Source organism: Amycolatopsis sp. NPDC051106 (genome assembly GCF_040682775.1).
In the GTDB taxonomy this organism is placed as follows: domain Bacteria; phylum Actinomycetota; class Actinomycetes; order Mycobacteriales; family Pseudonocardiaceae; genus Amycolatopsis.
This window is the reverse complement of the sequence record NZ_JBFBBQ010000069.1, coordinates 1-24835: the sequence shown is the minus strand read 5'-3', so window position 1 is coordinate 24835 and position 24835 is coordinate 1. Positions and strand designations below refer to the sequence as shown.

Sequence of the window (24835 nt, the reverse complement as noted above, 5' to 3'; positions counted from 1 at the left end):
CGACGACGTAGCAGCCATCCACCCCCGCAGGCGGCCACTGATTCGGGTGAGTGATCACCCGGTCAAGCGAAACCGGAGCCTACACGGACCTCACAAGTACTACTCAGGGTGTCCCCGTTATCTCGAATGGGTCAGAAAACCGAAAGAAACGGCGTTCAGGAAAGCCGCAGGCCACGGATTCACGTGACGACGGGCCGCAATCCCGAAGCCATCCTCCCGATCACCGCCGCATACTCCGATTTGAGCCGCGATTTGTCCGAATCGGCCGCTTCGGCCAGCGCCATCCCGGCCGTGCCGAGCATGCCGAACACCAGGCGCGTCGTGGTTTCCAGTGGCTGGTCGTCGATGTCGCCGCCCTCCACCAGGGCCTTGATCAGCTGCTCGACGAGGCCGTACGCGTACTGCTCCTCGGCCGCCTGCCAGCGCAGCCAGCCGAGGGCGAGCGGCGCCTCCTGCCAGACGAGCTTGCCGTACACCGGGTCGCAGCAGCGGTCGAGGAACACGTCGAGGGCCGCGAACGCCGCCGACCAGGGGTCCGCCGCCCGCGCCGCCGCGGCCGCGGACAGCTCCATCGCCTCGGTTTCGAGCTGCGCGAAGACCGCCTCGAACAGCGCCGTCTTGTTCGCGAAGTGGTGGTAGATCGCGCCGCGCGTGGCCTGGATGTCGCCGGCGATGTCCTCCAGGGCCGCCCCGGCGAAGCCGTGCTCGGCGAACCGGCGCGTGGCCGCCGCCAGCAGGGCGGTCCGGGTGGCCTCGGAGTACTGCTCCCGCCGGCTCTTGACCGTCGACATGCGCAAAGCATAGGACATACACTGCGCATGTCACCGACACAGTGCATGTGGGGGTTGCCATGACCGACGTCAACGAGCTCCTGTTCAACCCGTTCGCGCCCGGCTTCTTCGAAAATCCGTACGAGCAGTACAAGACGCTGCGCGACGAGGACCCGGTGCAGGAGCACCCGCTGGGGTTCTGGTTCGTCACGCGTTACGAAGACGTCTCGGCGCTGCTGAAGGCCGGCCTCTCGGTGGAAATCGGGAACCTGGCGCCCGGGCCGTTCCTCGACCAGGCCACCGCGTTCACCCCGGACGCCGATCGGGGCGCGCTGAACCTCTCGATGCTCGACCGCGACCCGCCCGACCACACGCGGCTGCGCTCGCTGGTGACGAAGGTGTTCACCCGCCGCGCGATCGCCGCTTTGGAGCCGAAGATCGTCGGCCTCGTGGACGCCGCACTCGACCGCATGGCCGAAAAAGGCGACTCGGACCTGGTCGAGGAGCTGGCGTTCCCGCTGCCGTTCGCCGTGATCTCCGAGATGCTGGGCATGCCGCCGACGGACCACTCCCGGATCCGGGAGCTGAGCGGAACCCTGGTGCGGTCCTTGGAGGTCGTCGCCGACGAGGAGACGGCCCGCGCGATCATGGCGGCGGACGCGGAGCTGACGGCGATCACGCGCGACGTGATCGCCTGGAAGCGCGATCACCCGGCGGACGACCTGCTCACGGCCCTGATCCAGGCCGAGCACGACGGCCAGGTCCTCGACGGCGACGAGCTGGTCGCCCAGGTGGTCCTGCTCTACGTGGCCGGCCACGAGACGACGGTCAACCTGATCGCCAACGGCGTCAACGCGTTGCTGCGCCACCCCTCGCAGCTGGCTTTGCTGAGGGCACAGCCGGATCTCGCCGCGAACGCGGTGGAGGAGTTCCTCCGCTACGACTCCCCGGTCCAGCAGACCCGCCGGATCACGACATCCCCGTACGAAGTGGCGGGCAAGGAGATCCCGGCGGGCACGTTCGTGCTGGCGTGCTTGGGTTCGGCGAACCGCGACGAGCGCTTCTTCGGCCCGGACGCCGCCGAGCTGCGCCTGGACCGGCCGAACGCGCGCCACCAGGTGTCGTTCGGCGCGGGGCCGCACCACTGCCTCGGCGCGGCACTGGCCCGGCTCGAAGGCCAGGTCGCCGTCAGCCGGCTGGTTCAGCGGTTCCCGGAGCTGCGCTTCGCGGGCGAGCTGACGTGGAACGGCCGGATCAACCTGCGCGGGCCGGCGAAGTTCCCGGTCACCGTGCACGCCTGACGGGGCGCGGGCCGCCGGCTCAGCCGACCGGGCCTCGGCGTTCGAGGAACACGGTGTCGTGCCAGACACCGTCGCGCCGCGCGATGCGTTCCCGGACACCGAGGGTCCGGTAGCCGGCCGCGCGGTGCAGGGCGATCGAGGCGCGGTTCTCGGTGAAGACGGACGTCTGCAGCGTCCAGAGCCCGGCGGCGTCGGCTTCCGTGACCTGCGTGCGGATGAGGGCTTTGCCGACACCGCGGCCTCGGTGGCCTTCACCGACGTAGATCGAAGTTTCGGCGACGCCGGAGTAGCACTCCCGCGCGGACACCGGCGTGGCGGCGGCCCAGCCGACGACCTCGTCGTCGATCTCGGCGACCCAGCGGTGGCCGGGCAGCCACTTCGCGTGCAGCTCGTCTCGGCTGGGCACCGCGGTTTCGAACGTGGCGATGCCGGTCGCGATGCCTTCGGCGTAAATGCGCCGGACCGCGCCCCAGTCTCCCCGGCCGAGAGGGCGCACGGCGACGTCGTCCGGGACGTCTTCGGGGCAGCAGGGCCGCGGCGCGAGCAGGCCCATGACCGCGTCAGCCGCATGCGGGAGTCCGACACAGCAGGCTTCGTTGACCGTGACGACGGTGGCGGTGCCCCGTTTCCGCAGGAGCAGGAACCCGACGTCGGCGAGCTTGCGGACGTGGTGGGACACGTTGCCCTGGCTGATGCCCATGATCTCGGTCAGCCCGCCGATGGTGAGCTCGCGGTTCGCGGTCGCCACGGCGTGCAGGATCTTGACCCGCGTCGGCTCGGCCAGGCAGGAGAACCACTCCGCGTACGTGGCGGCCTCGGCGTCGGGCAGCACCGGCGGCGTGACCGGCAGGGTCGTCGTCATGCCGTCGAGTATTGACGGTGATCGATGGTTGCGTCAATCGATGACGGTCGATACATTGCTCGGCAGCTCCATCGAGCGATATCGATGAAAGGATCTGGGGATGGACGAGTTGCCTGTTGTCGTCGTGGGCGCCGGCCCGGTAGGGCTCGCCGCGGCCGCCGAGCTGCTGGAACGCGGCCTCGAGCCGCTGGTGCTCGAACGTGGCGCCCAGGCCGGCGCCGCGGTGGCGGAGTGGAACCACGTCCGGCTGTTCTCCTCGTGGTCGGAGCTGGCCGCCCCGGCGGCCGCACGCCTGCTCGAGCCGACCGGCTGGACCCGTCCGGACGGCGGCAGCTACCCGACGGGCCGCGAGTGGGCACAGCACTACCTGCGGCCGCTCGCCGAAGCACTCGGCGACCGCGTCCGCTTCGGTACCGAGGTGGTGGGGGTCGCGCGGCGGGGCCGGGACCGGATCGTCGACAGCGGCCGCGACGACGAGCCGTTCTCCGTGCACGTCCGCACCGCCGACGGCGAAGGGCGCGTCCTGGCGCGGGCGGTGATCGACGCGTCCGGGACCTGGACGACCCCGAATCCCCTGGGTGGCGAGGGCCTTCCGGCGATCGGCGAGCGCACCGCGGCCGACCGGATCTCCTACCGGGTCCCGGACCTCGCCGCCGAGCGCGCGCGGTACGCGGGCAAGCACGTGGTCGTGGCGGGCAGCGGGCACTCCGCGCTGACGGCGCTGGTCGCGCTGACCGCGCTGGGCGGTGGCACGCGGATCACCTGGGTGCTGCGCCGCGGCGGCATCGGAGACACCTTCGGCGGCGGTGAAGCCGACCAGCTGCCGGCCCGTGGGGCACTCGGCCTGCGCGCGAAGGAGGCGGTCGACGCCGGGCTCGTCACGGTCGTGACCGGCTTCCGCACCGAAGCGGTCGAGCGCACCGGCGGATCGATCGCGCTGGTTTCGGCCGCCGGGCGCCGGATCGGGGACGTCGACGAGGTGATCGCGCTGACCGGGTTCCGGCCTGAGCTGTCGTGGCTGTCGGAGATCCGCCTGGAGCTGGACCCGACGCTGCAGGCGCCGGTCGCGCTGGCCCCGCTGGTCGACCCGAACGTGCATTCCTGCGGCACGGTCTACCCGCACGGCGCGAAGGAACTGTCCCACCCGGAGCGGAACTTCTACCTGGCCGGGATGAAGAGCTACGGCCGCGCGCCGACGTTCCTCGCCCGGACCGGCTACGAGCAGGTCCGCAGCATCGCGGCCGCCCTCGCCGGCGATCACGAGGCGGCCACCCGGGTCGAGCTGATCATGGCCGAAACCGGGGTCTGCGGCGGCGCCGGGCTGTTCGACGAAGCCGCGCCTGCCGCCGGCGGGTGCTGCGGCGCTCCCGAGCCGGAGGTGCTGACGCTGTCGGCGCCGCCCGCCGCGTCGCACTGACCCGGTGCCGGCGAGCACGGGCGCCACGTCCTTGAGCAGGTCGGGGCTGCGCCGGGTGCTCGCGATCTTGTGCGTCACGCAGATCACGAGCTGGGGAATCCTCTACTACGCCTTCCCGGTGCTCGCCCCGGACATCGCCCGCGCGACCGGCTGGCCGACCACGGCGGTGGTCGCGGCGCTGTCCGGCGCGCAGCTGGTCACCGCCGTGGCGGGGATCCCGGTCGGGCGGTGGCTGGACCGGCGCGGGCCCCGCGCGGTGATGACCACCGGCTCGGTGCTGGGGGTGTGCGCGCTGGTCGCGATCGCGACGGCGCAGAACCTCGCGTGGTTCGTGATCGCGTGGGCGGTGGCCGGCGCGGCGATGAGCGGGGTGCTGTACCCGCCGGCGTTCGCGGCGTTGACCCGCTGGTACGGGCCGCGGCGGGTGTCCGCCCTGACCGTCCTCACCCTGGCCGGCGGTCTGGCGAGCACCGTGTTCGCGCCGGTCACTGCGCTGCTGGCCGCGCACCTGGACTGGCGCCACACCTATCTGGTGCTCGCGTTGGTCCTGGCGGCGATCACCATCCCGTTGCACGCGTGGGGGTTGAAGGGTCCGTGGCCGGAGGCCGGGCTTCCGCCGGCGGACCACGCCGATCCGCGGCGGATCGCCCGCAGTGGCGCGTTCGTGGTGCTGGTCGTCGCGCTGAGCATGGCGACGTTCTCGGCGTTCGCCGTCGTGGTGAACCTGGTGCCCCTCCTGACCGAACGCGGCGTCGGCCCCGGAATCGCCGCGGTCGCCCTCGGCCTTGGCGGCGCCGGGCAGGTCCTCGGCCGCCTCGGGTACGCCACGCTGTCGCGGCGCACGAACGTCCGCGCCCGCACGGGGTTGGTCCTGCTGGCCACGTCGGTCACCACGGCGCTGCTGTCGGTTCTGACCTCGGTGGTCGCCTTGATCGCCGCGACGGTCGTGGCCGGGATGGCCCGCGGGGTGTTCACGCTGCTGCAGGCCACCGCGATCACCGACCGCTGGGGTGCTGTCCACTATGGACGGCTCAGCGGGCTGATGTCCGCGCCGATGACCATCACCATGGCGCTGGCCCCGTTCGCGGGCGCGGCGTTCGCCGACGTGCTCGGCGGCTACGCCCACGCTTTCCTCGTCCTCGCCGCGGTCAACGCCGCGGCCGCCGCGCTGGCCATGGCCGGCAACCCGTCTCCCAGGAGAACCCCATGAGCAAGCACGACGCGATCGTCATCGGCGGCGGCCAGACCGGCCTGACCTTCCCCGGCTGCCTCGACGCCGACATCCGCACCCACCGCCGGGTCGACGCGGTCACCCGTGACGACGGCGTGTTCACCGTCCACACCACCCACAAGGAGTCTCAATGACCAACGAGACGGTCGGCGGATTCGCCGGCGACCCGGCCGAAGCCTTCACCCCGCCCGCTTCCAGCGGCTGTTGCGGCTCCACGCCCGCCACGGCGACCGCGACAACGTGCTGCGGCACCACCGAGGCCGCGACCGCGGCCGGCACCTGCTGCGACCCGGCCGCCAAAGCCGACGGCGCCGGCTGCTGCGGATGACCACGACCCGCCCCGCACCGGCCGTCTCCGGTGCCCGGCTGCGGGCCACGGTGACCACGCTGGCCGAGGACCGCTTCACCGGCCGCCGGGTCGGCACCGCGGGCGGCCGCGCAGCCGCCACCTGGCTCGCCGGGCAGCTGCGGGCGATCGGCGCGACGGTCACCACCGACGAGTTCCCGGTGCCCGGCGTGCGGGAGCTCTACCGCACGCCCCAGCTCACCTGGGATGGCCGGGCGCTGGTGCACCGCCGGGATTTCGTGGAACACCTCGCGTCCGCGGACCTGCCCGCACTCCGTACCGGCGAGCTGGTGCGCGCCGATGCGGAGGAGCTGGGTGGTCGTTGGGTGCTCGCGCCGGACCTGGGGGTTTCGGCGCGAGCATCCCGCGAGGGCGCAGTGGGTCTGCTGGTGCCGCGGGGGACCGACGAGGCCGGGTGGATGCCGAAGATGATCGCCGGCCCGCCGCCCGGCGACCTTCCGGTCCTCGCGGTCCGCACCGAGCTGCACCGGCAGCTGGCGGACGCGTCGACGGTGTCCGCGTCGGTGCCGCTGCGCACGGTCGACGTCACCGGCTCGAACGTGCACGGCGTGCTCCACCAACCTGCTGCGCAGGGAGTGAACGTCTTGCTCACCGCGCACTTCGACGGCGTCGGGGACGATCCGGACCAGCGGCTGCCCGCCGCGGCCGACAACGCCTCCGGTGTCGCCGCTGTCCTCGAAGCCGCCCGTCTCCTCGCACCGGCCATGCCGGACGGCGCGGGGCTCGCGGTGGCGTTCCCCGACGCCGAGGAAGCCGGCGCGCGCGGCTCCGCTCACCACGCTCCGGCCGTGGCGCCCGGCACGGTGGTGATCAACCTCGACGGCGCAGCCGAGCTCGGCGACGCCGCGGCCGTGGAAGCCGGCGGTCCGGCCCACGCGCTGCTGGCCGCGCTCGACCAGGCCGGCCGCGAGACCGGAGTTCCACTGCGGGCCGGCGCGATGGCGTCGGACAACCGCCGCTACGCCGCGGCCGGCCTGCCCGCGGCCGGGATCGGCATGGGTATGCCTGGCTACCAGACCCCGGCCGAGACACCCGGCCGCGTCGAGACCGGCACCCTCGTCGCGGCGACCCGGCTCGTCGTTGCCACGGTTCGGCAGCTGGTGGCTCCGGTCACCGGCTGAGGGTGAGCTGGCGCTGGTGGAAGGCGAAATGCTGGGCCGGATAGCGGTAGAGGTCGGCGAGGGTCATGTACGGCTGGAAGAACGGGTCCCAGCGCGGCGGATAGTGCATCCCGCGCGCCAGGGCCGCGTCGTCGGCCCGATCCAGGCTTCGGTGGAGCGAGGCGATGATGCGGTCGAGCCAGCGGCCCGCCCGGCGGGGTCCGATCAAGCCGCCTCCGCAGGAACCGAGGTAGTTGATCACGTGGAACGGCGGCGTCGCCGCGTTCAGCACCGCGGCGAACCCGCGGCTCACCGGGTCCGGCAGGCGCCCGAACACCCGGACCAGCACCAGCAGCGCGCGCACGATCTGGTAGCCGAACACCAGGTGGAACAACAGCTGCTGGTTGGTCCACCGGGTGCCGTCCGACCGGCGGCGCAGATCCGCGGTCGTCGCGGCGGCCACCAGTTCGTGGAACGTCGCCCGGTCCTGTTCCCACTGCTCGTGCACAGCCTGCCGGTCCATCGCCCAACCTTCCGGGTGCCCCGGACGAGCATCTCATCGAACAGCTGAAGCCGCTCTCAGTCAGCTGACCGGAGGAGGTCACTTGGGTTGCGGGGTCTTCTCGACCCAGCGTTTGCGCAGCCACAGGCTCACGTACACCAAGCCGACCAGTACGGGTACCTCGATCAGCGGGCCGACCACACCCGCGAGGGCCTGGCCGGACGTCACGCCGAACACGCCGATCGCCACCGCGATCGCCAGCTCGAAGTTGTTGCCCGCGGCTGTAAACGCCAGCGTCGTCGTGCGCGCGTAGGACAGCCCCGAGGCTTTGCCGAGCAGGTAGCCGCCGCCCCACATGATCGCGAAGTAGGCCAGCAGCGGCAGCGCGATCCGGGCGACGCCCAGCGGCCGCGAGGTGATCGTTTCCCCCTGCAGCGCGAAGAGCACGATGATCGTGAACAGCAGCCCGTACAGCGCGATCGGGCCGATCTTCGGCAGGAACTCGCCCTCGTACCACTCGCGGCCCTTGCTGCGCTCCCCGATCCGCCGCGACAGGTAGCCGGCCGCGAGCGGGATGCCGAGGAAGATGACCACACTCAGCGCGATCTCCCACGGCGAGAAGCTGACGCTGGTCGTGTCGAGACCGAGCCAGCCGGGCAGCAGGTCGAGGTAGAACCAGCCCAGCACGCCGAACATGATCACCTGGAACACGGAGTTCAGCGCGACCAGCACCGCGGCGGCTTCGCGGTCACCGCAGGCGAGGTCGTTCCAGATGATCACCATGGCGATGCAGCGCGCGAGCCCGACGATGATCAGCCCGGTCCGGTACGCCGGCAGGTCCGGCAACAGCAGCCACGCGAGCGCGAACATCAAGGCAGGGCCGAGAATCCAGTTCAGGACCAGCGACAGGACCATGGTGCGCTTGTCGCGGGTGACGGTGTCGAGCTTGTCGTAGCGGACCTTCGCCAGCACCGGGTACATCATCAGCAACAGCCCGAGCGCGATCGGCAGCGACACCTGCCCGATCTTTACGGCTTCCAGTACGCCTTGCAGGCCGGGGATCACGCTGCCGAGCCCCAGCCCCGCGGCCATCGCGGCGATGATCCAGACGGGCAGGAACCGGTCCAAGAAGGACAGTCGATGCAGAACGTCGGCGTCAGCGGTCCGAGTCACGGACCGGACCTCCTGGCGAATCGTCGAGGAGCTCGGCGACGAGTCCGCGGACGCGGCGGTCGATCTCGTCGCGGATCGGGCGGACGGCGTCGACGCCCTGCCCGGCCGGGTCGTCGAGGGGCCAGTCCAGGTATCGCTTGCCGGGAAAGATCGGGCAGGTGTCGCCGCAGCCCATGGTGATGACGACGTCGGAGGCTTCGACGTCCTCTGTGGACAGCTTGGCCGGCACCTCGGCGGTGATGTCCAGGCCCCACTCGGCGAGCGCCTCGGCGGCGGCGGGGTTGACCTTGCCGGCCGGTTCGGACCCGGCCGACCGCACGGCGATCCGGCCGAGTGCGTAGTGCTGCAGCAGCGCGGCGGCCAGCTGCGAGCGGCCGGCGTTGTGCACGCAGACGAACAGCACCTCGGGAGTGCGGGACATGAACGGTCCTTCCGGAGTCGAGCGGACCGGCTGGATCGAAGTCCGCCGATGCAATTGAAGACGTTTGGATCGACACTTGTCAATCCAGCAGAGGTACGATCGAGATCACCCGGCCGTCGAGGAGGAGTCATGGCCGCGCACAACGGTCACGTCCGGGCGAAGCCGGTGACTCTCCTGCTGGCCGAGCCCGCCGCCGTCGTCACGGATGCCGAGGCCGAGACGGCCGCGAAGCTGTTCAAGGCCCTGTCCGACCCGGTCCGGATCCGGCTCGTGTCCCTGATCCGGCACTCCCCCGGCGGCGAAGCGTGCTTCTGCGACCTCGCCGAGGACTTCGACATGCCGCAGCCGTCGCTGAGCCACCACCTGCGGGTCCTCGTCACGGCCGGCGTCCTCACGCGCGAGCGCCGCGGCACCTGGAGCTGGTACAGCCTCGTGCCCGAGCCGCTCGAGGCCCTGGGCCACCTGCTCCGCGAGGGCGGCCCCCTCGCCGACCGGCTCGCCCGGTAGCCGCTGACACCGATCAGAAATCCTCCGCCACGTCGTCAGTTCTGGTAGCCCCGCACACCGGTGGAAGGATTGACGACCATGACCGACGCCAGGCCGCCGGCCGCCGACGAAGCCACGTTCATCGCGGCGGTCCGCTCGGGCGATCCGGCGCGGTTCGCGCTCATCACGGAGCGCCACCGGCGTGAGCTGCAGGTGCACTGCTACCGGATGCTCGCGAACTACGAGGACGCCCAGGACATGACGCAGGAGACGTTCCTGCGAGCGTGGAACAAGCGGGAGACGTTCAAGGGCCACGCCGCGCTGCGGACCTGGCTGTACCGGATCGCGACGAACGCCTGCCTCGACTTCCTGGACAAGCGCGAGGACCGCACACCCGTGCCGTCCGGGCTGGCGGACTCCGAGGTGCTGTACCTGCAGCCGTACCCAGACCGGATGCTTCCCGAGGACCCGCAGGAATCGGTGGTGGCGCGGGAGACGATCGAGCTGGCGTTCATCGTCGCCGTCCAGCACCTGCCGCCGCGGCAACGGGCGGTGCTCATCCTGCGTGACGTCCTCGGCTGGCCGGCGTCAAAGGCCGCCGAGGCCCTCGAGCTGACCGTCGCCTCGGTGACGAGCGCCCTGCAGCGGGCGCGCGTGACGATGCGCGAACAGCTGCCCGGCCGCCGCCTCGACTGGCGGAACCCCGAGCTGTCGCATGACGAGCGCGACGTGGTGAAGTCCTACATCGACGCCCACGAGCGCAACGACCTCGCGGGGCTGACGTCCCTGCTGCGCGAGGACCTGCGCTTCGCGATGCTGCCCGAGGCGGGCACCTTGACCACGACGGCAAAGGACGCGGTGGACGGCTGGGTCTCCGGCGGGCTCTTCCAGCCCGGCCACGACGACTGGCGCGGCATCCCCACGACGGTCAACCGCATGCCGGCCGCCGCGCTGTACCTCCGCACCCCCGACGACCCGGAGTACCGGCTGTTCGCCATCGCGGTCCTGCACGTCGTCGACGGCAAGATCGCCGAGCTCACCGGATTCGACGCGACCGGCAAGCCATGGCTGGACCTGCCCCCGACGCTGTGATCTTGTCCCGCGCTCATCGCTTCGTCTCGTAACGGGTCAGCACCACGCCGCCGGGAAACGTCCGCGTCTCCACGAGGGTGAGGTGTACCCAGCTGTCCAGCGCGGTGAAGAACGGCGTGCCGCCGCCCACCAGGACCGGCACGGTGGCCAGCACGTACTCGTCGACAAGCCCGGCCCGCACGGCAGCCCCGGCGAGCGTCGCGCCGCCGATGTCCATTGGGCCGCCGTCCTCGGCCTTGAGCCGGGTGATCTCGGCGACCGCGTCGCCGGTGACCAGGCGGGTGTTCCAGTCGACGTCGTCGATGGTCGAGGAGAACACCACCTTCGGCATGTCCCGCCAGCGACGGGCGTATTCGATCGCCGCCGAGGTGGCGCCGGGCTGCCGGTCGGCGGTCGGCCAGTGGGAACTCATCGCCTCCCACAGCTTGCGCCCGTACAGAGCCAGGCCCGTCGCCGCCACCCGATCGGACCACCACTGGAACAACTCATCACTCAGCGGCCCGCCCCAGCCGATGTCGCCGCCGGGCGCGGCGATGTAGCCGTCCAGGGTCACGTTCATGCCGAAGGTCAGTTTCCGCGTCATGCCAGCCTCCTGTGTGTCGATCTCACACGTAGAGACGGCCGCGGCGCGAAAACCTGATCGGTGCGCGGTGAGCCAGGTGTGGTGCCCCCGACGGGGTTCGAACCCGCACTTTGTCGATTTTAAGTCGACTGCCTCTGCCAGTTGGGCTACGGGGGCACCGCACACTCTAGGTGATGGTCGTCAGTGCAGGGTCCACGACTGGTTCGCCGCTCCCGTGCACGTCCAGATCTGCAGCGGTGTTCCGTCCGCCGAACTCGGGCCCGTTGCGTCCAGGCACTTGCCTGACGCGGGGTTCACCAGCTGGCTTCCCGAGGCCGTCCACTGCTGGGCGCCCGTTCCGTTGCAGTCGTACAGCTGGACGCGAGATCCGTTCGCCGTTCCCGCCGAGGCGACGTCCAGGCACTTGCCGAGCGCTCGCAAGGTTCCCGAAGAAGCTGTCCACTGCTGCGCGTTCGTCCCGTTGCACGTGTACAGGTCGACCACGGTTCCGTTGGTGGCAGAAGCGCCAGCCACGTCCACGCACTTGCCGCCGTAGCCGGTGATCGTGCCGCCACCGGCAGGCGGCGGTGTTGTCGTGCCGCCCGTGATCGCGTTGAAGATCCTCGAGTACGCGTACCCCGTCGCGCGGTCGTAGTCCTGGAGCTCCCAGAACGACAGCTCCGCGACGCCGTTCTGAGAAGCGAACGTCTCCAGCTGCTGGGCGTCCGACTGGCTGAACTGCGCGCCGTCGTCGTTGCGGCCCGCGATCGGGGTCAGACCCATCATCGCGTACGCCGCCGACGTCGAGATCCCGTACAGGCTCGCCAGTTGCGACGCCGATGCGCGCGCCGCCGAGAGGGCGTCGCCCAGGACCGGCTGGCCGTCGTAGAAGTCCATCACCATCAGGTTGACCACGCTGACCTTGACGCCCTTGCTCTTCGCGTCGCGCAGGAGGTCGAGCTCGTTCGACGGGATGCCCGTCGGGTCGACGGCGAGGGTGTAGTCGACCTGGACCGCCGGGTTCTGCTGCTGCAGCGCGGCCAGAGCGGAGTTGCGGCGCTGGTTCGACGCCGTGTCGTTCAGGACGCCGCCCTCGATGTCGAAGTCCAGGCGCGGGGTGCCGTAGGTGTTCACGACGTTGGCGTACGCCGCTGTCAGGCTCGCGGTGTTCGTGCAGGTCTGGGCCAGCTCGCCGCCCTCGGCGCCGCCGAACGACGGGATCACGTTGCCGCCCGCCGCCTGCAGGGCGCTGATCTGCGCCTTGAACGAGCCGACGCCGGTGCCGTTCGCCTCCCACACCGGCGTGCAGCCGGACTGCGGGGTCAGGAACGCCAGCGTGAAGAACTTCGTGCCGGTCGCGTTCATGTCGGCGGCCATCTGGCCGGCGTCGGCGTCGCTGATCTGCAGGTACGGCGCCGCGTAGTGGGCCGGGAAGGCCGGGCCGGCCGCCTCGGCGGTGGACGGTGTCAGAGCGAGAGCGGCGACGACGGGCAACGCCGCCACGAGTGCCGCTCTGGTACGGGAAAAGGACATGAAGAGCTCCAAGGGGGACCGTGGGGAGAGGAGCCGGAGCGGACTTATTCCGCGTTGTGAAGAAAGGGTTTACCCGCTCAGCCGCCCAGTTGTCCAGACCATGTCGCTCACCGGCACACAGCCGGTCATTTCCCTGCAATAGCCCCGAAAACGACGAAAGCCCCCGGCCATCACGGCCGGGGGCTCTCAGCGAAGGAACGTCAGGACTTCGAGACGCGCGCGAACTCGTCCTTCGGGTTGTTGATCTGCCCGAGCGAGATCACCTCACGCCGGAACAGCCCGCCGAGGATCCAGTCGAACAGGATGCGGATCTTGCGGTTCCACGTCGGCATCGCCTTGAGGTGGTACGCGCGGTGGAAGAGCCACGCCGGGAAGCCCTTGATCTTCAGGTTCAGCGCGTCGGCCACGCCCTTGTGCAGGCCGAGGCTGGCGACCGCGCCGAGGTTCTTGTGGTAGTAGTCCTTCGGCTTGCCGCCGCGGAGCACCTTGATGATGTTCTTCGCCAGCAGCGTCGCCTGGCGGACCGCGTGCTGCGCGTTCGGCGGGCACGTCGCCGTCGGGTCCTCCTCCGTGCGGGAGAGGTCCGGGATCGCCGCGTTGTCGCCCGCGGTCCACACGTCCGGGTGGCCGACGACCTGCATGGCGGCCGTCGCCTCGAGGCGGCCGCGCTTGTCGACCGGCAGGTCCGACTGGCCCACCACCGGGTTGGCCTTCACACCCGCGGTCCAGATGATCGTGTCGGTGTCGAACTCCGTGCCGTCCGAGAGCACGACGTGACCGTTCTCGAACGACTTCGCCGCCGTCGACAGGTACACCTCGATGCCGCGCTTCTCCAGCTGCTCGACCGTGTACACGCCCAGGGTCTCGCGGACCTCGGGCAGGATCCGCCCGGCGGCCTCGACGAGCACCCAGCGGACGTCGGACGGCTGGATGTTCGGGTAGTAGTTCTCCACCGCGAACCGGGTCATGTCCTCGAGCTCGGCCAGCGCCTCGATGCCGGCGAACCCGCCGCCGACGACGGTGAATGTCAGCAGGCGCTTGCGCAGCTCGGGGTCCAGCGTGCTGGCGGCCTCGTCGAGCTTGGTCATGATGTGGTTGCGGAGGTAGATCGCCTCGCCGATGGTCTTGAAGGCGATGCCCTCTTCGACCAGGCCCGGGATCGGGAGGATGCGCGCGACGGCGCCCAGCGCGACGACCAGGATGTCGTAGCCGAGCTGCTCGATGTGGCCGTCGGCCGCCTCGACCGTCACCGACTTCTTCTCGTTCTCGATCTTGGTGACGCGCGCGGTCAGCACGTGGCAGCGCTTGAGCACGCGACGCAGCGGCACGACCACGTGCCGGGGTTCGATCGCGCCGGCCGCGGCCTCCGGGAGGAACGGCGCGTAGGTCATGTGGGGCTGCGGGTCAACGACGGTCACGGAGGCCTCGTTGGCCCGGAGCATCTTCTGGAGGCCGTACGCCGTGTAGAGCCCGACGTACCCACCACCGAGGACGAGGATCCGAGTCGGTTCCGACTTCGACTTCGCAGCAGCCATGTCCTCATGGTGACACCTTCCGGAGCACCTCGCTCGGGGACCCCATCCGGCTGTGACCAGCGTCGCTGCGGTTTCCGTAACGATTCAGTCCGGCCCTGTCACCGAGGTCGCGGCACGGAAGACGTCGGCCACCATGGCGTGGGTCACGAGCCGAGTCTGGACATTCCGCGGCGATACGTGGTAACAGCCGAAAAGCCGCAGGTCGTCCAGTTCCACGACGGCGCCGTGCGCGAAGACCGGACGCGGCCGCGGCACCGGCCAGCCGGCCTCGGCGAGCACGGGCAGTAACGCCTGCCAGCCGAACGCGCCGAGCACGACGATCGCGCGCAGTGTCGGACGTAACAGCGCCAGTTCCTCCGCGAGCCACGGACGGCACGTGTCGCGCTCGGCCGGCGTCGGCTTGTTCTCCGGCGGGGCGCAGCGCACCGGCGAGACGAGCCGCGTCCGGTACAGCTCGAGGCCGTCGCCGAGCCGCTCCGACGTCGGCTGCGACGCGAGCCCGACCTCGTGCAGCACCCGGAAGAGGAAGTCACCCGATGGGTCACCGGTGAACATCCGGCCGGTGCGGTTCGCACCGTGCGCCGAGGGCGCGAGCCCCACCACGGCGATCGACGCGTCCGGCGGCCCGAAGCCCGGCACGGGCCGCGCCCAGTACTCCTCGCCGCGGAAGGCCACCTTCGTGCCCGCGACGCCTTCGCGCCAGGTCACCAGCCGCGGGCAGGCGCGGCACCCGGCCACGGCGGCGTCCAGCTCGGCCAGTGACCTCATGCCAGCGCCGCCCGATCGGTCGGCAGTCGGGACTCGCGCAGGCAGGAGCCCGAGGTCGAGCAGCCGGTGTGGACCACGCTGCGGTGACCGGTCGCGAGGTACCCGGGCCTGCTGCCGTCGTGGAATCGCCCGACCGAGCCGACCGGGGGCACCCGGGGGCGGTGCAGATCGGACTCGTCGCGCCCATCGACGGACCAGGGCTCGAGGATGCCGGACGCCGGGCACCCGGTCAGCAGGCCGGCGCGGCGGGCGAAGGCGAAGCGCCGAGACCGCGCGGCACCGTGGCTGCCGTCGCCCAGCACGCCGCGCTGCTGGTCCAGCGGGATCGACACCGGCTGCACCTCGTGGAGAGCGTACGGACCGGCCTTGCCCGTGACCCCGGCTCGCGCGCGCCCCGTCCGCTTCCGGGTCTCCGAGATTACGGTCGGCACGGCAGCCCGGTGCTCGACCTCGGCGCCGGCCACTCCCGCCTCGGGGAGGTCGTCGGTGAGGTCGACCCGGCCGCGCAGCCGTTCCTGCACGGCGAGCGCGTCTTCGACCGTCGCCGGCCAGTCCCCGGTGTGCACCAGGTCACCCTGCCACAACTAGGTTGGGTCCATGGCGGACACGACCCCCGAAGAGGCCCCCGAGAAGAAGGCTGGATCTCCCTCGGAAGCGACCGAGATCCCGGCCGAGCCGACCGACGACATCGTCACGACCCAGCACACGATCACCGTGAAGCGGAAGAAGCTCGCGTACACGGCGAAGGCGGGCCGGATCGTCCTCCGCAAGGAGATCGTCAAGGACGGCAAGTCGGAGGGGCACAAGGCGAAGGCGGAGGTGTTCCTCACCTCCTACACCCTCGACGACGCCGATCCGGGCACGCGGCCGGTGACGTTCGCCTTCAACGGCGGCCCCGGCTCGTCGAGCATCTGGCTGCACATGGGCCTGCTGGGGCCGCGCCGGGTGCTCTCGGGCGACGTCGACGACCTCGTGCCGCCGCCGTACGGGCTGGCCGACAACCCCGAGACGCTGCTGGCGCACAGCGACCTCGTGTTCATCGACCCGGTGTCGACCGGCTACTCGCGCGTTTCGGGCGGCGAGGAGACGAAGGACTTCCACGGCTTCAAGGGCGACATCGAGTCGGTCGGCGAGATCATCCGGCTGTGGGTGTCCCGGCACCAGCGCTGGCTGTCGCCGAAGTTCCTGGCCGGCGAGTCGTACGGCACGCTGCGCGCCGCCGGGCTGGCCGCGCACCTGCAGGAGCGGCACGGGCTCTACCTCAACGGCCTGCTGCTGATCTCCTCGGTGCTCGACCTCGGCACGCTGCGGTTCACCGAGGGCAACGACCTGCCGTACTCGCTGTACTTGCCGACGTACGCGGCGATCGCGCACTACCACGGCCTACACGGCGACCGGCCGCTCGACGACGTCCTGGCCGACGCCGAGGACTTCGCGGCGAAGGAGCTGCCGTACGTGCTTTCGCGCGGCGCGCGGCTGTCCACTCAGGACCGCGCGGAGGCGGTCGCCACGCTGGCGTCGCTGACCGGGCTCACCGAGTCCTATGTGGACCGGGTGAACCTGCGGATCGAGCACGTCCGCTTCTTCACCGAGCTGCTGCGCGACCGCGGCCTGACGGTCGGCCGGATGGACGGCCGCTTCACGACGTGGGAGCCGGACGGCGGCCGCGAGCACATGAGCGACGACCCGTCGATCTCCCGCGTGATCGGCGCGTACGCGGCGGCGTTCAACCACTACGTGCGGGCCGAACTCGGGTACGAGAACGACCTGCCGTACGAGCTCATCCACGAGGACACGTTCAAGGCGTGGTCGTACTCGGACTTCGAGGGCCGCTCGGTGTCGGTGGTCGATTCGCTGAGCGCGGCGATGCGCGCGAACCCGCACTTGCAGGTCCACGTGGCGTTCGGCCACTACGACGGCGCGACGGCCTACTTCGCGGCCGAGCACGTGCTGGCCCACCTGCAGATCCCGGAGGAGCTGCGCGACAACATCGACACGGCGTACTACCCGGCCGGGCACATGATGTACGTCCACGAGCCGACGCGGGTGCAGCAGGCGAAAGACCTCGCGAAGTTCGTCAAGAAGGCCTCGAACCGCTAGCGCTCTCCGGTGGCGTCCGGTCCGGACCGGGCGCCACCGTCCGCGTGGCTTGCCGGTGGTGACCAGTCGACGGGCGTGCCCGGATCCGGCGGCAGCGGTCTCCCGTAGTGGCCCGGTGGCAGCCTCCGCTGCCGGCGCCAGTGCAGGATGCCGCTGATCGTCTGGAGGACCACGACCACCGCGATGTAGCGGACCAGCCACGGCGTGACCTCCGCGGGCGGCCGGTAGTCGGGCAGTAGCACCAGCTCCATCGCGATCGGGAAGACCACGAACGCCGGCATCGCGAGGTAGATCCGCTCGGTTCGCAGCGCGCGCTGGACGGCCAGGGACTCCGGGGCCTCGCCGAAGACCGGGCCGCGGAGGACGCCCGTCAGGATCCAGCCGCAGCAGAGCGCGTTCAGGACGAGCAACCCCAGCCAGCTCACCGCGTACGTCCGGGCCGGTGTCGTGAAGTACATCGTGACGGCGAGCGCGACCCCGCCGCCGAACGCGGCCACGAGGGAAGCCAGGTACCAACCACCCAGGACCCGCCGCCAGGGCTCGGCCGAGCTCCGCGACGGTACCGACGCGCCGAGTTTCCGCTCGCGCTGCCGGATGCCGTCCCACAACGCGAGCTGGATCCCGAAGTAGATGAAATACCCGACGCCGCTCTGGGTCGCTCCGGAAAAACCGAACAACACCGGATAGCCACCGCCGAGGATGCCAACGCCGATCACGATCGCGAAGTAGCGCCTCATACCGCGACCTCGCGGATGTCTCAGGGCGATCAGCGCGGTCAGCAGTGGCATCGGGCGTCCGACGCGCTGCCCCCGCTTGGCGAGCCACCTCAGCGCGGCCCCCTCCTCGGACGACGTCACTTCGATCATCGGGCCTCCCGCGGCGGCGACCAGTCGACGGGCGTGCCCGGGTCCGGTACCGGCGGTGTGCCGTAGTGGCCCGGTGGCAGCGTGCGGCGCCGGTACTGCGTGTAGCGGCCGACGAGCAGGGTCGCGAAGGCGAGAACGACATAACCGATGAGCCACGGCGTGAACTCCGGCGCACGCCACTCCGACAAGAGGGGGTCGACGAGCACCGGCAGGGCGAACAGTCCCGGCATGGCGATGAGCGGATCTTCGGCGCGCACCACCGCATCGATCCTCAGTGACGAGTCGTCCTCGGCGATGACCGGCCGCCGGAACACGCCGTTCAGGACCACCGCCACCACGACCGCGCCCGACGCCAGCAGGGCCAGCCAGGTCAGCGCCCAGACCCACCGGAAGGTCACCACGCCCATCACGACGGCCAGGACCGCACCACCACCGAAGGTGATCAGCACCGACGTCAGGTACCAGCCGTTCACCGGCTCCCGCCACGACGGCCGTGACACGTCGAGGCGCCGATCGCCCAGCCACGTCGCGGCCCGCCGGTCGGCCGACCGCACCGGGAGCCAGATGAACAGCACCAGGCCGGCGTATATCAAAAAGATCCAGCTGCCCTGGAACCGGTCGGCGCGGGCCACGCCGAGCAGGAGGGGCAGGAGCTGGAGGACGACAGCACCCACTATCAGCACCACCACCATCACCACGTACCTGGCCCAGTAGTCCGGCGAGCGCGCGCCGCGGCGGACACCCAGCCGCAGCGCCAGCAACGGCGTCGGCTCCGCCACGTCGACGCCGCGCTTGGCCAGCCACTTCCTGGCGGCTCTGACTTCGGTCTCGGTCGGTCCGTCCACGTACTGCCCCCTCACGTCGGGGAGTACACGCACGAACCCGCCGAAAGGTTGACCCGAAAACGGCCCGCTCCCTCGCAGGAGCGGGCCGTTCGCGTGAGAACTGCTACTTCAGGTACTGCGTCCCGCGGGTCACCGCCGCGTACGCGTCGACCGCGCCGTGGCCGTAGAAGCCGTTGAACGACGGGTCACCCTGGCAGGTCGCCGTGAACTCGGGCCCGCGGCCCTCGTCCACGTAGTCCACCGTCCGCGGCGTCGGGCAGGCGACCTCCGTCGCCGTGCCTTCGAGCACGCGCTGGACCTTGTCCGGGTCCAGCCCGAAGCCGGAACCCGACTTCTTGCCGTACTGCGAGACGATCAGCGCCGAGACACCCGTCGCGTGCGGGGTCGCCATCGACGTGCCCTGCAGCCACTGGTAATAGCCGACCCGGCCGTCGGCCGCCGTCGCCTTCTGGACTCCGAGCGCGACACCTTCCGGCGTCACGTTGCCCGCCGCGTCGATATTGCCCTCGGCCACACCCACGTTCTTCGGGTACGTCGAAAGGATCTCGTTCTCGACCGTGCGGAACCACGGCGTGCCGAAACCGTCGCGGAAGTAGCCGCCCGGCGCGGAAACCGAGATCTGCTCGGTGCCGTAGTTCGAGTAGTCCGCCTTCGCCTGCGACGGGCCGAAAGCGCCGACGCCGATCGTGTGGTTGCCCTCGACCGGCAGGTTGAGGCACGAGGTGTTGTCGACCGTGCGCGGGTGCGTCGAGTTGGCCGGGTAGTCCGGGCTCGTCGTGTCCGGCTGCGGCGCGCCGAGGTCGGTGTGCTGGTTGCCCAGCGCGACCACCATCGTGACGCCCTTGCGGTGCGCGTAGTTCAGCGCGCGCTGGGTCGCCTCGATGATCGTGCGCTGCTCGGCCTGCTCCGCGGCCGAGTCGGCCGGGTTCGCGGCACAGTTGTACAGCCACGGATCCGTGTAGAAGCTCATGTTGACGACGTCGATGCCCGCGTCGCCGGCGTAGGTCAGCGCGTCGACGGTCGGCTGCAGGAAGAAGTAGCCCGAGTCCTGGCCGGCGCGGATGTTCACCAGCGTCACGTTCGGCGCGACACCCGAGACGCCGAAGCCGTTGGCCGCGGCGGCGATGGTGCCGGCGACGTGCGTGCCGTGGCCGCCGTCGTCGTGGTCGGCCGGGTCGACGCAGCCGCGGAACTCACACGGGCCGTCGACCTCGACGCCGTTGACGTCGAACGGGATGTCCTTGGTGAAGTTGCGCGAGTCGGCCGCGTCGAAGTTCGGCGCGATGTCCGGGTGCGTGCCGTCGATGCCGGTGTCGATGACCCCGACCTTGACCTGCTTGCTGCCCGCCTGCTTGGTGCGCGCGAGGTCCGAGCGGACGGACTTGAGGCCCCAGAGCTGGTCGTCCAGCGGGTCCATCCCGACGGCCTTGTTCGCCGAGGCCTTCTTCGAGGCGGCGCCGCGGCCTTCCTTCTCCGCGTTGTCGTTCTTGGCCTTCTTGCCGTTCTTCGGCAGCGAGCCGATGACCTGGGCCTTGGCCGCGCCGAACACGGCCCGGTCCGCCGAGACGCGCTCGGTGAATCCGGTCGCCGGGGCGCTGGCCTTGATGAGGCCGACGGCGGTGTTCGTCTCCAGCACGGTGCCGCCCGCGGCGCGGATGGCCTGCTGGGCGGAGCCGATGCTCTGCGCGTCCTTGGCGAGCACGGTGAACTCGGTCGCGGGGCCGGCCAGCGCGGGCTGCGCCGACGCGACCGGGACCGCGACCGCCGAGAGCGCCCCGAACAGCGGGACGGCCATGGCCGCGGCGAGAAGCCTGGGTCTCTTCACTTTTCTCCTCCTCGGGAAAGCGGTTCCTGCACCGTATAGACCGGACATAGCGCAAACAACGGCCAAACGTACGTTATGGAACAACCGACTTCTGCTCCGCGAAGTGACAAGCTGACAAGTGACCGTCCGTCCTCGGCACCAGCTCCGGCACTTCCGTCGCGCACCGGTCCTGCGCCTTCCAGCAGCGCGTGCGGAACCGGCACCCGGACGGGGGATCCAGGGGACTCGGGACATCGCCCTCGAGCCGGATGATCTGCCGCTGCCCGCGCACGGCCGGGTCCGCGACGGGCACCGCGGACAGCAGCGCCTGGGTGTACGGGTGGGACGGTCGCTCGTAGATCTCTTCGTCCGTCCCGATTTCGACGATCTTGCCGAGGTACATCACCGCGACCCGGTTGGACAGGTGCCGCACCACCGAAAGGTCGTGCGCGATGAACACGTAGGACAGGCCGAACTCGTCCTGCAGGTCGCCGAGCAGGTTCATCACCTGCGCCTGGATCGAGACGTCCAACGCGGACACCGGCTCGTCGCAGATGATCACCTTCGGCCGCAGCGCGAGCGCCCGCGCGATGCCGATGCGCTGGCGCTGCCCGCCGGAGAACTGGTGCGGGTAGCGGTTGAGGTGCTCGGGGTTGAGCCCGACGACCTCCAGCAGCTCCTGCACCTTCTTGGCCCGCGAGCCCTTCGGCGCGACGTCGGAGTGGATTTCGAACGGCTCGCCGACGATGTCGCCGACCGTCATCCGCGGGTTCAGCGACGTGTACGGGTCCTGCAGCACGATCTGGATCTCGCGCCGCAGCTTCCGCAGTTCGTTGCCGCGCAGCGAAAACATGTCGCGGCCTTCGAACTTCGCGCTGCCGCCGGTCGGCTCTTCGAGGCGCATCAGGACCTGCGCCAAAGTGGACTTGCCGCAGCCGGACTCGCCGACGACCCCGAGCGTCTCGCCCGGCATCAGGTCGAACGAGACGCCGTCGACCGCCTTGACCTGGCCGATCGTGCGCTTGAACAGGACGCCGGTGCGCACCGGGAAGTACTTCTTGAGGTCGGAGACCGAAAGGATGGGATCAGGCACGGGTGTTCACCACCACTTCTTCGGCGAAGTGACACGCGCTGGTCCGGCCGAACCCGATGCCGTGCTGCGCCGGCACCTCGACGGAACAGCGGTCTTCGGCTCGCTTGCACCGCGGGTGGAACGGGCAGCCCGGCGGGATGTCGAGCAGGCTCGGCGGCAGGCCCTTGATGGTTTCCAGCGTCTGTCCTTTGAGGTCGAGCCGGGGCAGGGAGTCCATCAGCGCGGCGGTGTAGGGGTGGGCGGGCGCGCGGAACAGCTCGACGACGTCGGCCTGCTCGACGATCCGGCCCGCGTACATCACCGCGATCCGGTCGGCGACTTCGGCGACGACGCCCAAGTCGTGCGTGATCAGCACCAGGCCCATCTTGCGTTCGGCCTGGATTTCGCCCAGGAGGTCCATGATCTGGGCCTGGACGGTGACGTCGAGCGCGGTGGTCGGCTCGTCGGCGATGAGCAGGTCCGGGTCGAGCGCCAGGGACATCGCGATCATCGCGCGCTGGCGCATGCCGCCGGAGAACTGGTGCGGGTAGTCCTTGATTCGCCGGTCCGCGGCCGGGATGCGGACGGTGTCGAGCAGTTCGATCGCGCGCTTGCGGGCGTCCTTCTTGGACATCCCGAGCCGGACGCGCAGCTGCTCCTCGATCTGGAAGCCCACGGTGAACACGGGGTTCAGCGCGGAGAGCGCGTCCTGGAAGATCATCGCGATCTCGCTGCCGCGCACCTCGCGGCGGCGCTCGTCGGACGCGGTCAGCAGGTCCTCGCCGCGCCAGCGCACCGCGCCGCCGGTGATCACGCCGGGTGGCGTGTCGAGGATGCCCATCACCGTCTGCGCGGTGACGCTCTTGCCGGAGCCGGACTCGCCGAGCACCGCCAGGGTTTCCCCGGCGTGCACCGCGTAGCCGACGCCGTTGAGCACGTTCGCCACGCCGTCGGAGGTCCGGAACTCGACGTGCAGATCCTCTACTTCGAGCAGGAGTTCGTTGTCGGACAAGGGGATCTACCTCGACTTCGGATCGAGCGCGTCGCGGATGCCGTCACCGAGCATCACGAAGGCCAGCACGGTCAGGGTGACGAAGGCGCCGGGGAACAGCAGCATGTGCGGGTCCACCCGGAAGTAGTCCCGCGAGTCGCTGATCATCACGCCCCACGAGATCACCGGCGGGCGCACGCCGATGCCGAGGTAGGCCAGCGTCGCTTCGGCGCCGATGAACGCGCCGAGTGCGATGGTGGCGTACACCAGCACCGGGGCGAGAGTGTTCGGCAACAGGTGCCGGAAGATGATCCGCGGGGTGCTCGCGCCGAGGCCGCGCGCGGCCTTGACGTAGTCGAGCTGCTTGGCCACCAGCGTCGCCGAGCGCATGATGCGCATGGCCACCGGCCAGCTCAGCACGGCGATGGAGCAGACCACCTGGACGATGATCGTCACCGCGCCGGGGTTCGAGCCGGGCGCGTTGAACGTCGTGAGGATGACGATCGCGCCGAGCACGAACGGCAGGCCCGCGAAGATGTCGCCGAAGCGCGACAGGATGCTGTCGACGAACCGCCCGTAGTAGCCGGCGAAGATGCCGACGAGCGATCCGAAGAGGACGGTCAGCAGCGTCGAGAACACCCCGACCAGCAGGGACGCGCGGGCGCCGTAGATGGTGCGGGCGTAGACGTCGTAACCCTGGTTGTCGTAGCCGAACCAGGCGTCCGCGGACGGGCCTTCGTTGGCGTGCGTCAGGTCGCTGAAGCCCGCTTCCCGCGAGCTGAACAGGCCGGGCGCGATGGCGATCAGCACGATCAGCAGGATGATCACGGCGGAGATGACGAACGCCGGCTTGCGCCGCAGCTGGCGCCACGCGTCGCTCCACAGGCTGCGGGGTTTCTGCGGGCCGGTGCCGGAGTCGTCGATGCGGGACAGCTCGGCCGCGTCGGCACCGCCGCCGCCCACCAGGTTCGGGTCAGTCATAGCGGATCCTCGGGTCGAGAACGGCGTACAGCAGGTCGACGACGAGACTCATCAGCAGGTACACCAGCACCAGCAGGACGACCACACCGACGACGGTCGCGCTCTCCCGGTTCTGGATGCCGCGGAAGATGAGCCCGCCCAGGCCGTTGATGTTGAACACGCCCTCGGTGACGATCGCGCCGCCCATCAGCGCGCCCAGGTCGGTGCCGAGGAAGGTCAGCACCGGGATCACCGAGTTGCGGAGCAGGTGGACGCCGACGACCCGGCTGTTCGGCTGGCCCTTCGCGATCGCCGTCCGGACGTAGTCGGCGCGGCGGTTTTCGGCGATGCTCGTTCTCGACAGCCTCGCGACGTAGGCCATGGACAGGCTGCCGAGCGCGATGCCGGGCACGATCAGCTCGCCGACGCTCGGGTTGTCGGACACGCTCGCCTCGATCAGGCCCAGGCCGTTGCTGCCCAGGGCGAGCTGCAGCACGATCGCCGTGACGAACACCGGCAGCGAGATCAGGAACGTGGTCGAGACCAGGACCAGGTTGTCGAGGAAACCCTTGCCGCGCAGGCCGGTCAGTACCCCGGCGGTGAGCCCGATGAGCGCCTCGATGACCACGGCGATCACGGCCAGGCGCAACGTGATCGGGTACGACGTGGCGATCAGCTCGCCGACGGAGGTGCCGTTGAAGGTCTCGCCCCAGTCGCCGGTGAACAGGCTCCCGAGGTACTTGAAGTACTGGACGAAGAGGTTGTCGTCGAGGTGGAACTTCTCCGTCATCTGGGCGATGTAGGCCTTCGGGCAGGCGGTCTGGCCGCACTTGCCCGAGAACGGGTCGCCGGGCACGGCCCAGACCAGGACGTAGATGAGGAAGGTGGTGCCGAAGAACACCGGGATCAGCTGGAGCAGCCGTCGCAGGACATAACGGATCATGACGTTCCTAGTGCGCGCCGGGCGGGGGGGGGGGGGGGGTGTGGGTGTGTTATCATGGAGTTATAAGAAACAAAACAGTGGGGTGGGGGGGGGGGTTTTGGGGGGGGCGATTTTTAGTATAAAAATCTTATTTG

Annotated in this window: 26 protein-coding genes and 1 tRNA gene; 9 read left to right on the top strand and 18 right to left on the bottom strand. The window is 70.3% G+C overall.

The genetic code is table 11. The features are described from left to right. Nucleotides 1–179 precede the first annotated feature (179 nt). Nucleotides 180–791 (bottom strand): TetR family transcriptional regulator, encoded by a 612-nt coding sequence (locus tag AB0M83_RS36020; protein ID WP_364524099.1) that lies wholly within the window; start codon nt 789–791, stop codon nt 180–182. A gap of 59 nt (nt 792–850) precedes the next feature. Here AB0M83_RS36020 and AB0M83_RS36015 point away from each other — a divergent pair, with 59 nt between their 5' ends. Further along, complete coding sequence (locus tag AB0M83_RS36015) at nt 851–2071, top strand: cytochrome P450 (RefSeq protein WP_364524097.1); 1221 nt, start codon at nt 851–853, stop codon at nt 2069–2071. Between the two features lie 19 nt (nt 2072–2090). On the opposite strand, the gene AB0M83_RS36010 is transcribed toward AB0M83_RS36015, so the two are convergent. After that, on the bottom strand, nt 2091–2933 hold the full coding sequence (locus AB0M83_RS36010) for a GNAT family N-acetyltransferase (protein WP_364524095.1): 843 nt from the start codon (nt 2931–2933) through the stop codon (nt 2091–2093). 100 nt (nt 2934–3033) lie between these two features. Between AB0M83_RS36010 and AB0M83_RS36005 the strand changes: the two genes are divergently transcribed. From AB0M83_RS36005 to AB0M83_RS35985, 5 genes are read left to right on the top strand one after another with little or no spacing between them, the layout of a single operon-like run. Then, complete coding sequence (locus AB0M83_RS36005) at nt 3034–4350, top strand: FAD-dependent oxidoreductase (protein ID WP_364524093.1); 1317 nt, start codon at nt 3034–3036, stop codon at nt 4348–4350. 4 nt (nt 4351–4354) lie between these two features. Next, nucleotides 4355–5560, top strand: a complete 1206-nt coding sequence (locus tag AB0M83_RS36000) for an MFS transporter (RefSeq protein WP_364524091.1) — start codon at nt 4355–4357, stop codon at nt 5558–5560. Continuing rightward, nucleotides 5557–5715, top strand: a complete 159-nt coding sequence (locus tag AB0M83_RS35995; protein WP_364524089.1) for a hypothetical protein — start codon at nt 5557–5559, stop codon at nt 5713–5715. Before AB0M83_RS36000 ends, AB0M83_RS35995 begins: the two co-directional genes overlap by 4 nt. Continuing rightward, complete coding sequence (locus tag AB0M83_RS35990; protein ID WP_364524087.1) at nt 5712–5909, top strand: hypothetical protein; 198 nt, start codon at nt 5712–5714, stop codon at nt 5907–5909. The genes AB0M83_RS35995 and AB0M83_RS35990 overlap by 4 nt, the downstream gene beginning before the upstream one ends. Continuing rightward, on the top strand, nt 5906–7069 hold the full coding sequence (locus AB0M83_RS35985; RefSeq protein WP_364524085.1) for a M28 family peptidase: 1164 nt from the start codon (nt 5906–5908) through the stop codon (nt 7067–7069). The genes AB0M83_RS35990 and AB0M83_RS35985 overlap by 4 nt, the downstream gene beginning before the upstream one ends. Here the strand turns inward: AB0M83_RS35985 and AB0M83_RS35980 are convergent. The 3 genes from AB0M83_RS35980 to AB0M83_RS35970 all read right to left on the bottom strand — a co-directional run bounded on the left by AB0M83_RS35980 (nt 7059) and on the right by AB0M83_RS35970 (nt 9144). Beyond that, a complete protein-coding gene (locus AB0M83_RS35980) occupies nt 7059–7571 on the bottom strand; it encodes a DinB family protein (RefSeq protein WP_364524083.1) in 513 nt (170 codons plus the stop codon). The genes AB0M83_RS35985 and AB0M83_RS35980 overlap by 11 nt on opposite strands. 78 nt (nt 7572–7649) lie before the next feature. Continuing rightward, nucleotides 7650–8723 carry an ACR3 family arsenite efflux transporter gene (gene arsB / locus AB0M83_RS35975; protein WP_364524081.1) on the bottom strand — a complete coding sequence of 358 codons (1074 nt, stop codon included), beginning with the start codon at nt 8721–8723 and terminating at the stop codon, nt 7650–7652. Continuing rightward, nucleotides 8707–9144: an arsenate reductase ArsC gene (locus AB0M83_RS35970; RefSeq protein ID WP_364524079.1), complete on the bottom strand. Its 438-nt coding sequence runs from the start codon at nt 9142–9144 to the stop codon at nt 8707–8709. The genes arsB and AB0M83_RS35970 overlap by 17 nt, the downstream gene beginning before the upstream one ends. A gap of 129 nt (nt 9145–9273) precedes the next feature. Between AB0M83_RS35970 and AB0M83_RS35965 the strand changes: the two genes are divergently transcribed. Next, nucleotides 9274–9651, top strand: coding sequence for a metalloregulator ArsR/SmtB family transcription factor (locus AB0M83_RS35965; protein WP_364524077.1), 378 nt, complete (start codon nt 9274–9276; stop codon nt 9649–9651). A 78-nt stretch (nt 9652–9729) separates the two neighbouring features. Further along, nucleotides 9730–10722, top strand: coding sequence for an RNA polymerase subunit sigma-70 (locus AB0M83_RS35960; protein WP_364524075.1), 993 nt, complete (start codon nt 9730–9732; stop codon nt 10720–10722). A gap of 13 nt (nt 10723–10735) precedes the next feature. On the opposite strand, the gene AB0M83_RS35955 is transcribed toward AB0M83_RS35960, so the two are convergent. The 6 genes from AB0M83_RS35955 to AB0M83_RS35930 all read right to left on the bottom strand — a co-directional run bounded on the left by AB0M83_RS35955 (nt 10736) and on the right by AB0M83_RS35930 (nt 15686). Then, entirely contained in the window at nt 10736–11305 is a 570-nt protein-coding gene (locus AB0M83_RS35955) for a dihydrofolate reductase family protein (protein WP_364524073.1), read from the bottom strand. 79 nt (nt 11306–11384) lie between these two features. Further along, nucleotides 11385–11461, bottom strand: a tRNA-Leu gene (locus AB0M83_RS35950). A 24-nt stretch (nt 11462–11485) separates the two neighbouring features. Continuing rightward, nucleotides 11486–12817, bottom strand: coding sequence for a ricin-type beta-trefoil lectin domain protein (locus AB0M83_RS35945; RefSeq protein WP_364524071.1), 1332 nt, complete (start codon nt 12815–12817; stop codon nt 11486–11488). A 200-nt stretch (nt 12818–13017) separates the two neighbouring features. Beyond that, nucleotides 13018–14352 (bottom strand): NAD(P)/FAD-dependent oxidoreductase, encoded by a 1335-nt coding sequence (locus AB0M83_RS35940; protein ID WP_364524069.1) that lies wholly within the window; start codon nt 14350–14352, stop codon nt 13018–13020. Nucleotides 14353–14436: 84 nt separating this feature from the next. Beyond that, nucleotides 14437–15120 carry a uracil-DNA glycosylase gene (locus AB0M83_RS35935; RefSeq protein ID WP_364524067.1) on the bottom strand — a complete coding sequence of 228 codons (684 nt, stop codon included), beginning with the start codon at nt 15118–15120 and terminating at the stop codon, nt 14437–14439. Further along, a complete protein-coding gene (locus AB0M83_RS35930) occupies nt 15117–15686 on the bottom strand; it encodes a hypothetical protein (protein ID WP_364524065.1) in 570 nt (189 codons plus the stop codon). The genes AB0M83_RS35935 and AB0M83_RS35930 overlap by 4 nt, the downstream gene beginning before the upstream one ends. Before the next feature lie 31 nt (nt 15687–15717). Here AB0M83_RS35930 and AB0M83_RS35925 point away from each other — a divergent pair, with 31 nt between their 5' ends. After that, the gene (locus AB0M83_RS35925; RefSeq protein WP_364524064.1) at nt 15718–17220 is read left to right on the top strand and encodes a peptidase S10; all 1503 of its coding nucleotides are present in this window, start codon (nt 15718–15720) and stop codon (nt 17218–17220) included. Here AB0M83_RS35925 and AB0M83_RS35920 read toward each other — a convergent pair. From AB0M83_RS35920 to AB0M83_RS35890, 7 genes are all read right to left on the bottom strand, one after another. Continuing rightward, nucleotides 17217–17957 carry a hypothetical protein gene (locus AB0M83_RS35920; protein ID WP_364524062.1) on the bottom strand — a complete coding sequence of 247 codons (741 nt, stop codon included), beginning with the start codon at nt 17955–17957 and terminating at the stop codon, nt 17217–17219. The two genes, AB0M83_RS35925 and AB0M83_RS35920, sit on opposite strands and share 4 nt — an antisense overlap. Before the next feature lie 125 nt (nt 17958–18082). Continuing rightward, nucleotides 18083–18931, bottom strand: a complete 849-nt coding sequence (locus AB0M83_RS35915) for a hypothetical protein (protein ID WP_364524060.1) — start codon at nt 18929–18931, stop codon at nt 18083–18085. A gap of 103 nt (nt 18932–19034) precedes the next feature. Next, nucleotides 19035–20726: a S8 family serine peptidase gene (locus AB0M83_RS35910; RefSeq protein ID WP_364524136.1), complete on the bottom strand. Its 1692-nt coding sequence runs from the start codon at nt 20724–20726 to the stop codon at nt 19035–19037. 103 nt (nt 20727–20829) lie between these two features. Then, nucleotides 20830–21828, bottom strand: coding sequence for a dipeptide ABC transporter ATP-binding protein (locus AB0M83_RS35905; protein ID WP_364524058.1), 999 nt, complete (start codon nt 21826–21828; stop codon nt 20830–20832). Next, nucleotides 21821–22819, bottom strand: coding sequence for an ABC transporter ATP-binding protein (locus AB0M83_RS35900; RefSeq protein ID WP_364524056.1), 999 nt, complete (start codon nt 22817–22819; stop codon nt 21821–21823). Before AB0M83_RS35900 ends, AB0M83_RS35905 begins: the two co-directional genes overlap by 8 nt. A 6-nt stretch (nt 22820–22825) precedes the next feature. Beyond that, nucleotides 22826–23779, bottom strand: coding sequence for an ABC transporter permease (locus AB0M83_RS35895; RefSeq protein WP_364524054.1), 954 nt, complete (start codon nt 23777–23779; stop codon nt 22826–22828). After that, nucleotides 23772–24701: an ABC transporter permease gene (locus AB0M83_RS35890; protein WP_364524052.1), complete on the bottom strand. Its 930-nt coding sequence runs from the start codon at nt 24699–24701 to the stop codon at nt 23772–23774. Before AB0M83_RS35890 ends, AB0M83_RS35895 begins: the two co-directional genes overlap by 8 nt. Nucleotides 24702–24835: the final 134 nt, after the last annotated feature.

Bases quoted from the DNA above. Each gene is read 5' to 3' on its own strand.
- AB0M83_RS36020 (WP_364524099.1), bottom strand. From the start codon at position 791: ATGTCGACGGTCAAGAGCCGGCGGGAGCAGTACTCCGAGGCCACCCGG.
- AB0M83_RS36015 (WP_364524097.1), top strand. From the start codon at position 851: ATGACCGACGTCAACGAGCTCCTGTTCAACCCGTTCGCGCCCGGCTTC.
- AB0M83_RS36010 (WP_364524095.1), bottom strand. From the start codon at position 2,933: ATGACGACGACCCTGCCGGTCACGCCGCCGGTGCTGCCCGACGCCGAG.
- AB0M83_RS36005 (WP_364524093.1), top strand. From the start codon at position 3,034: ATGGACGAGTTGCCTGTTGTCGTCGTGGGCGCCGGCCCGGTAGGGCTC.
- AB0M83_RS35995 (WP_364524089.1), top strand. From the start codon at position 5,557: ATGAGCAAGCACGACGCGATCGTCATCGGCGGCGGCCAGACCGGCCTG.
- AB0M83_RS35990 (WP_364524087.1), top strand. From the start codon at position 5,712: ATGACCAACGAGACGGTCGGCGGATTCGCCGGCGACCCGGCCGAAGCC.
- AB0M83_RS35985 (WP_364524085.1), top strand. From the start codon at position 5,906: ATGACCACGACCCGCCCCGCACCGGCCGTCTCCGGTGCCCGGCTGCGG.
- AB0M83_RS35980 (WP_364524083.1), bottom strand. From the start codon at position 7,571: ATGGACCGGCAGGCTGTGCACGAGCAGTGGGAACAGGACCGGGCGACG.
- AB0M83_RS35970 (WP_364524079.1), bottom strand. From the start codon at position 9,144: ATGTCCCGCACTCCCGAGGTGCTGTTCGTCTGCGTGCACAACGCCGGC.
- AB0M83_RS35965 (WP_364524077.1), top strand. From the start codon at position 9,274: ATGGCCGCGCACAACGGTCACGTCCGGGCGAAGCCGGTGACTCTCCTG.
- AB0M83_RS35960 (WP_364524075.1), top strand. From the start codon at position 9,730: ATGACCGACGCCAGGCCGCCGGCCGCCGACGAAGCCACGTTCATCGCG.
- AB0M83_RS35955 (WP_364524073.1), bottom strand. From the start codon at position 11,305: ATGACGCGGAAACTGACCTTCGGCATGAACGTGACCCTGGACGGCTAC.
- AB0M83_RS35945 (WP_364524071.1), bottom strand. From the start codon at position 12,817: ATGTCCTTTTCCCGTACCAGAGCGGCACTCGTGGCGGCGTTGCCCGTC.
- AB0M83_RS35940 (WP_364524069.1), bottom strand. From the start codon at position 14,352: ATGGCTGCTGCGAAGTCGAAGTCGGAACCGACTCGGATCCTCGTCCTC.
- AB0M83_RS35935 (WP_364524067.1), bottom strand. From the start codon at position 15,120: ATGAGGTCACTGGCCGAGCTGGACGCCGCCGTGGCCGGGTGCCGCGCC.
- AB0M83_RS35925 (WP_364524064.1), top strand. From the start codon at position 15,718: ATGGCGGACACGACCCCCGAAGAGGCCCCCGAGAAGAAGGCTGGATCT.
- AB0M83_RS35920 (WP_364524062.1), bottom strand. From the start codon at position 17,957: ATGAGGCGCTACTTCGCGATCGTGATCGGCGTTGGCATCCTCGGCGGT.
- AB0M83_RS35910 (WP_364524136.1), bottom strand. From the start codon at position 20,726: ATGGCCGTCCCGCTGTTCGGGGCGCTCTCGGCGGTCGCGGTCCCGGTC.
- AB0M83_RS35895 (WP_364524054.1), bottom strand. From the start codon at position 23,779: ATGACTGACCCGAACCTGGTGGGCGGCGGCGGTGCCGACGCGGCCGAG.
- AB0M83_RS35890 (WP_364524052.1), bottom strand. From the start codon at position 24,701: ATGATCCGTTATGTCCTGCGACGGCTGCTCCAGCTGATCCCGGTGTTC.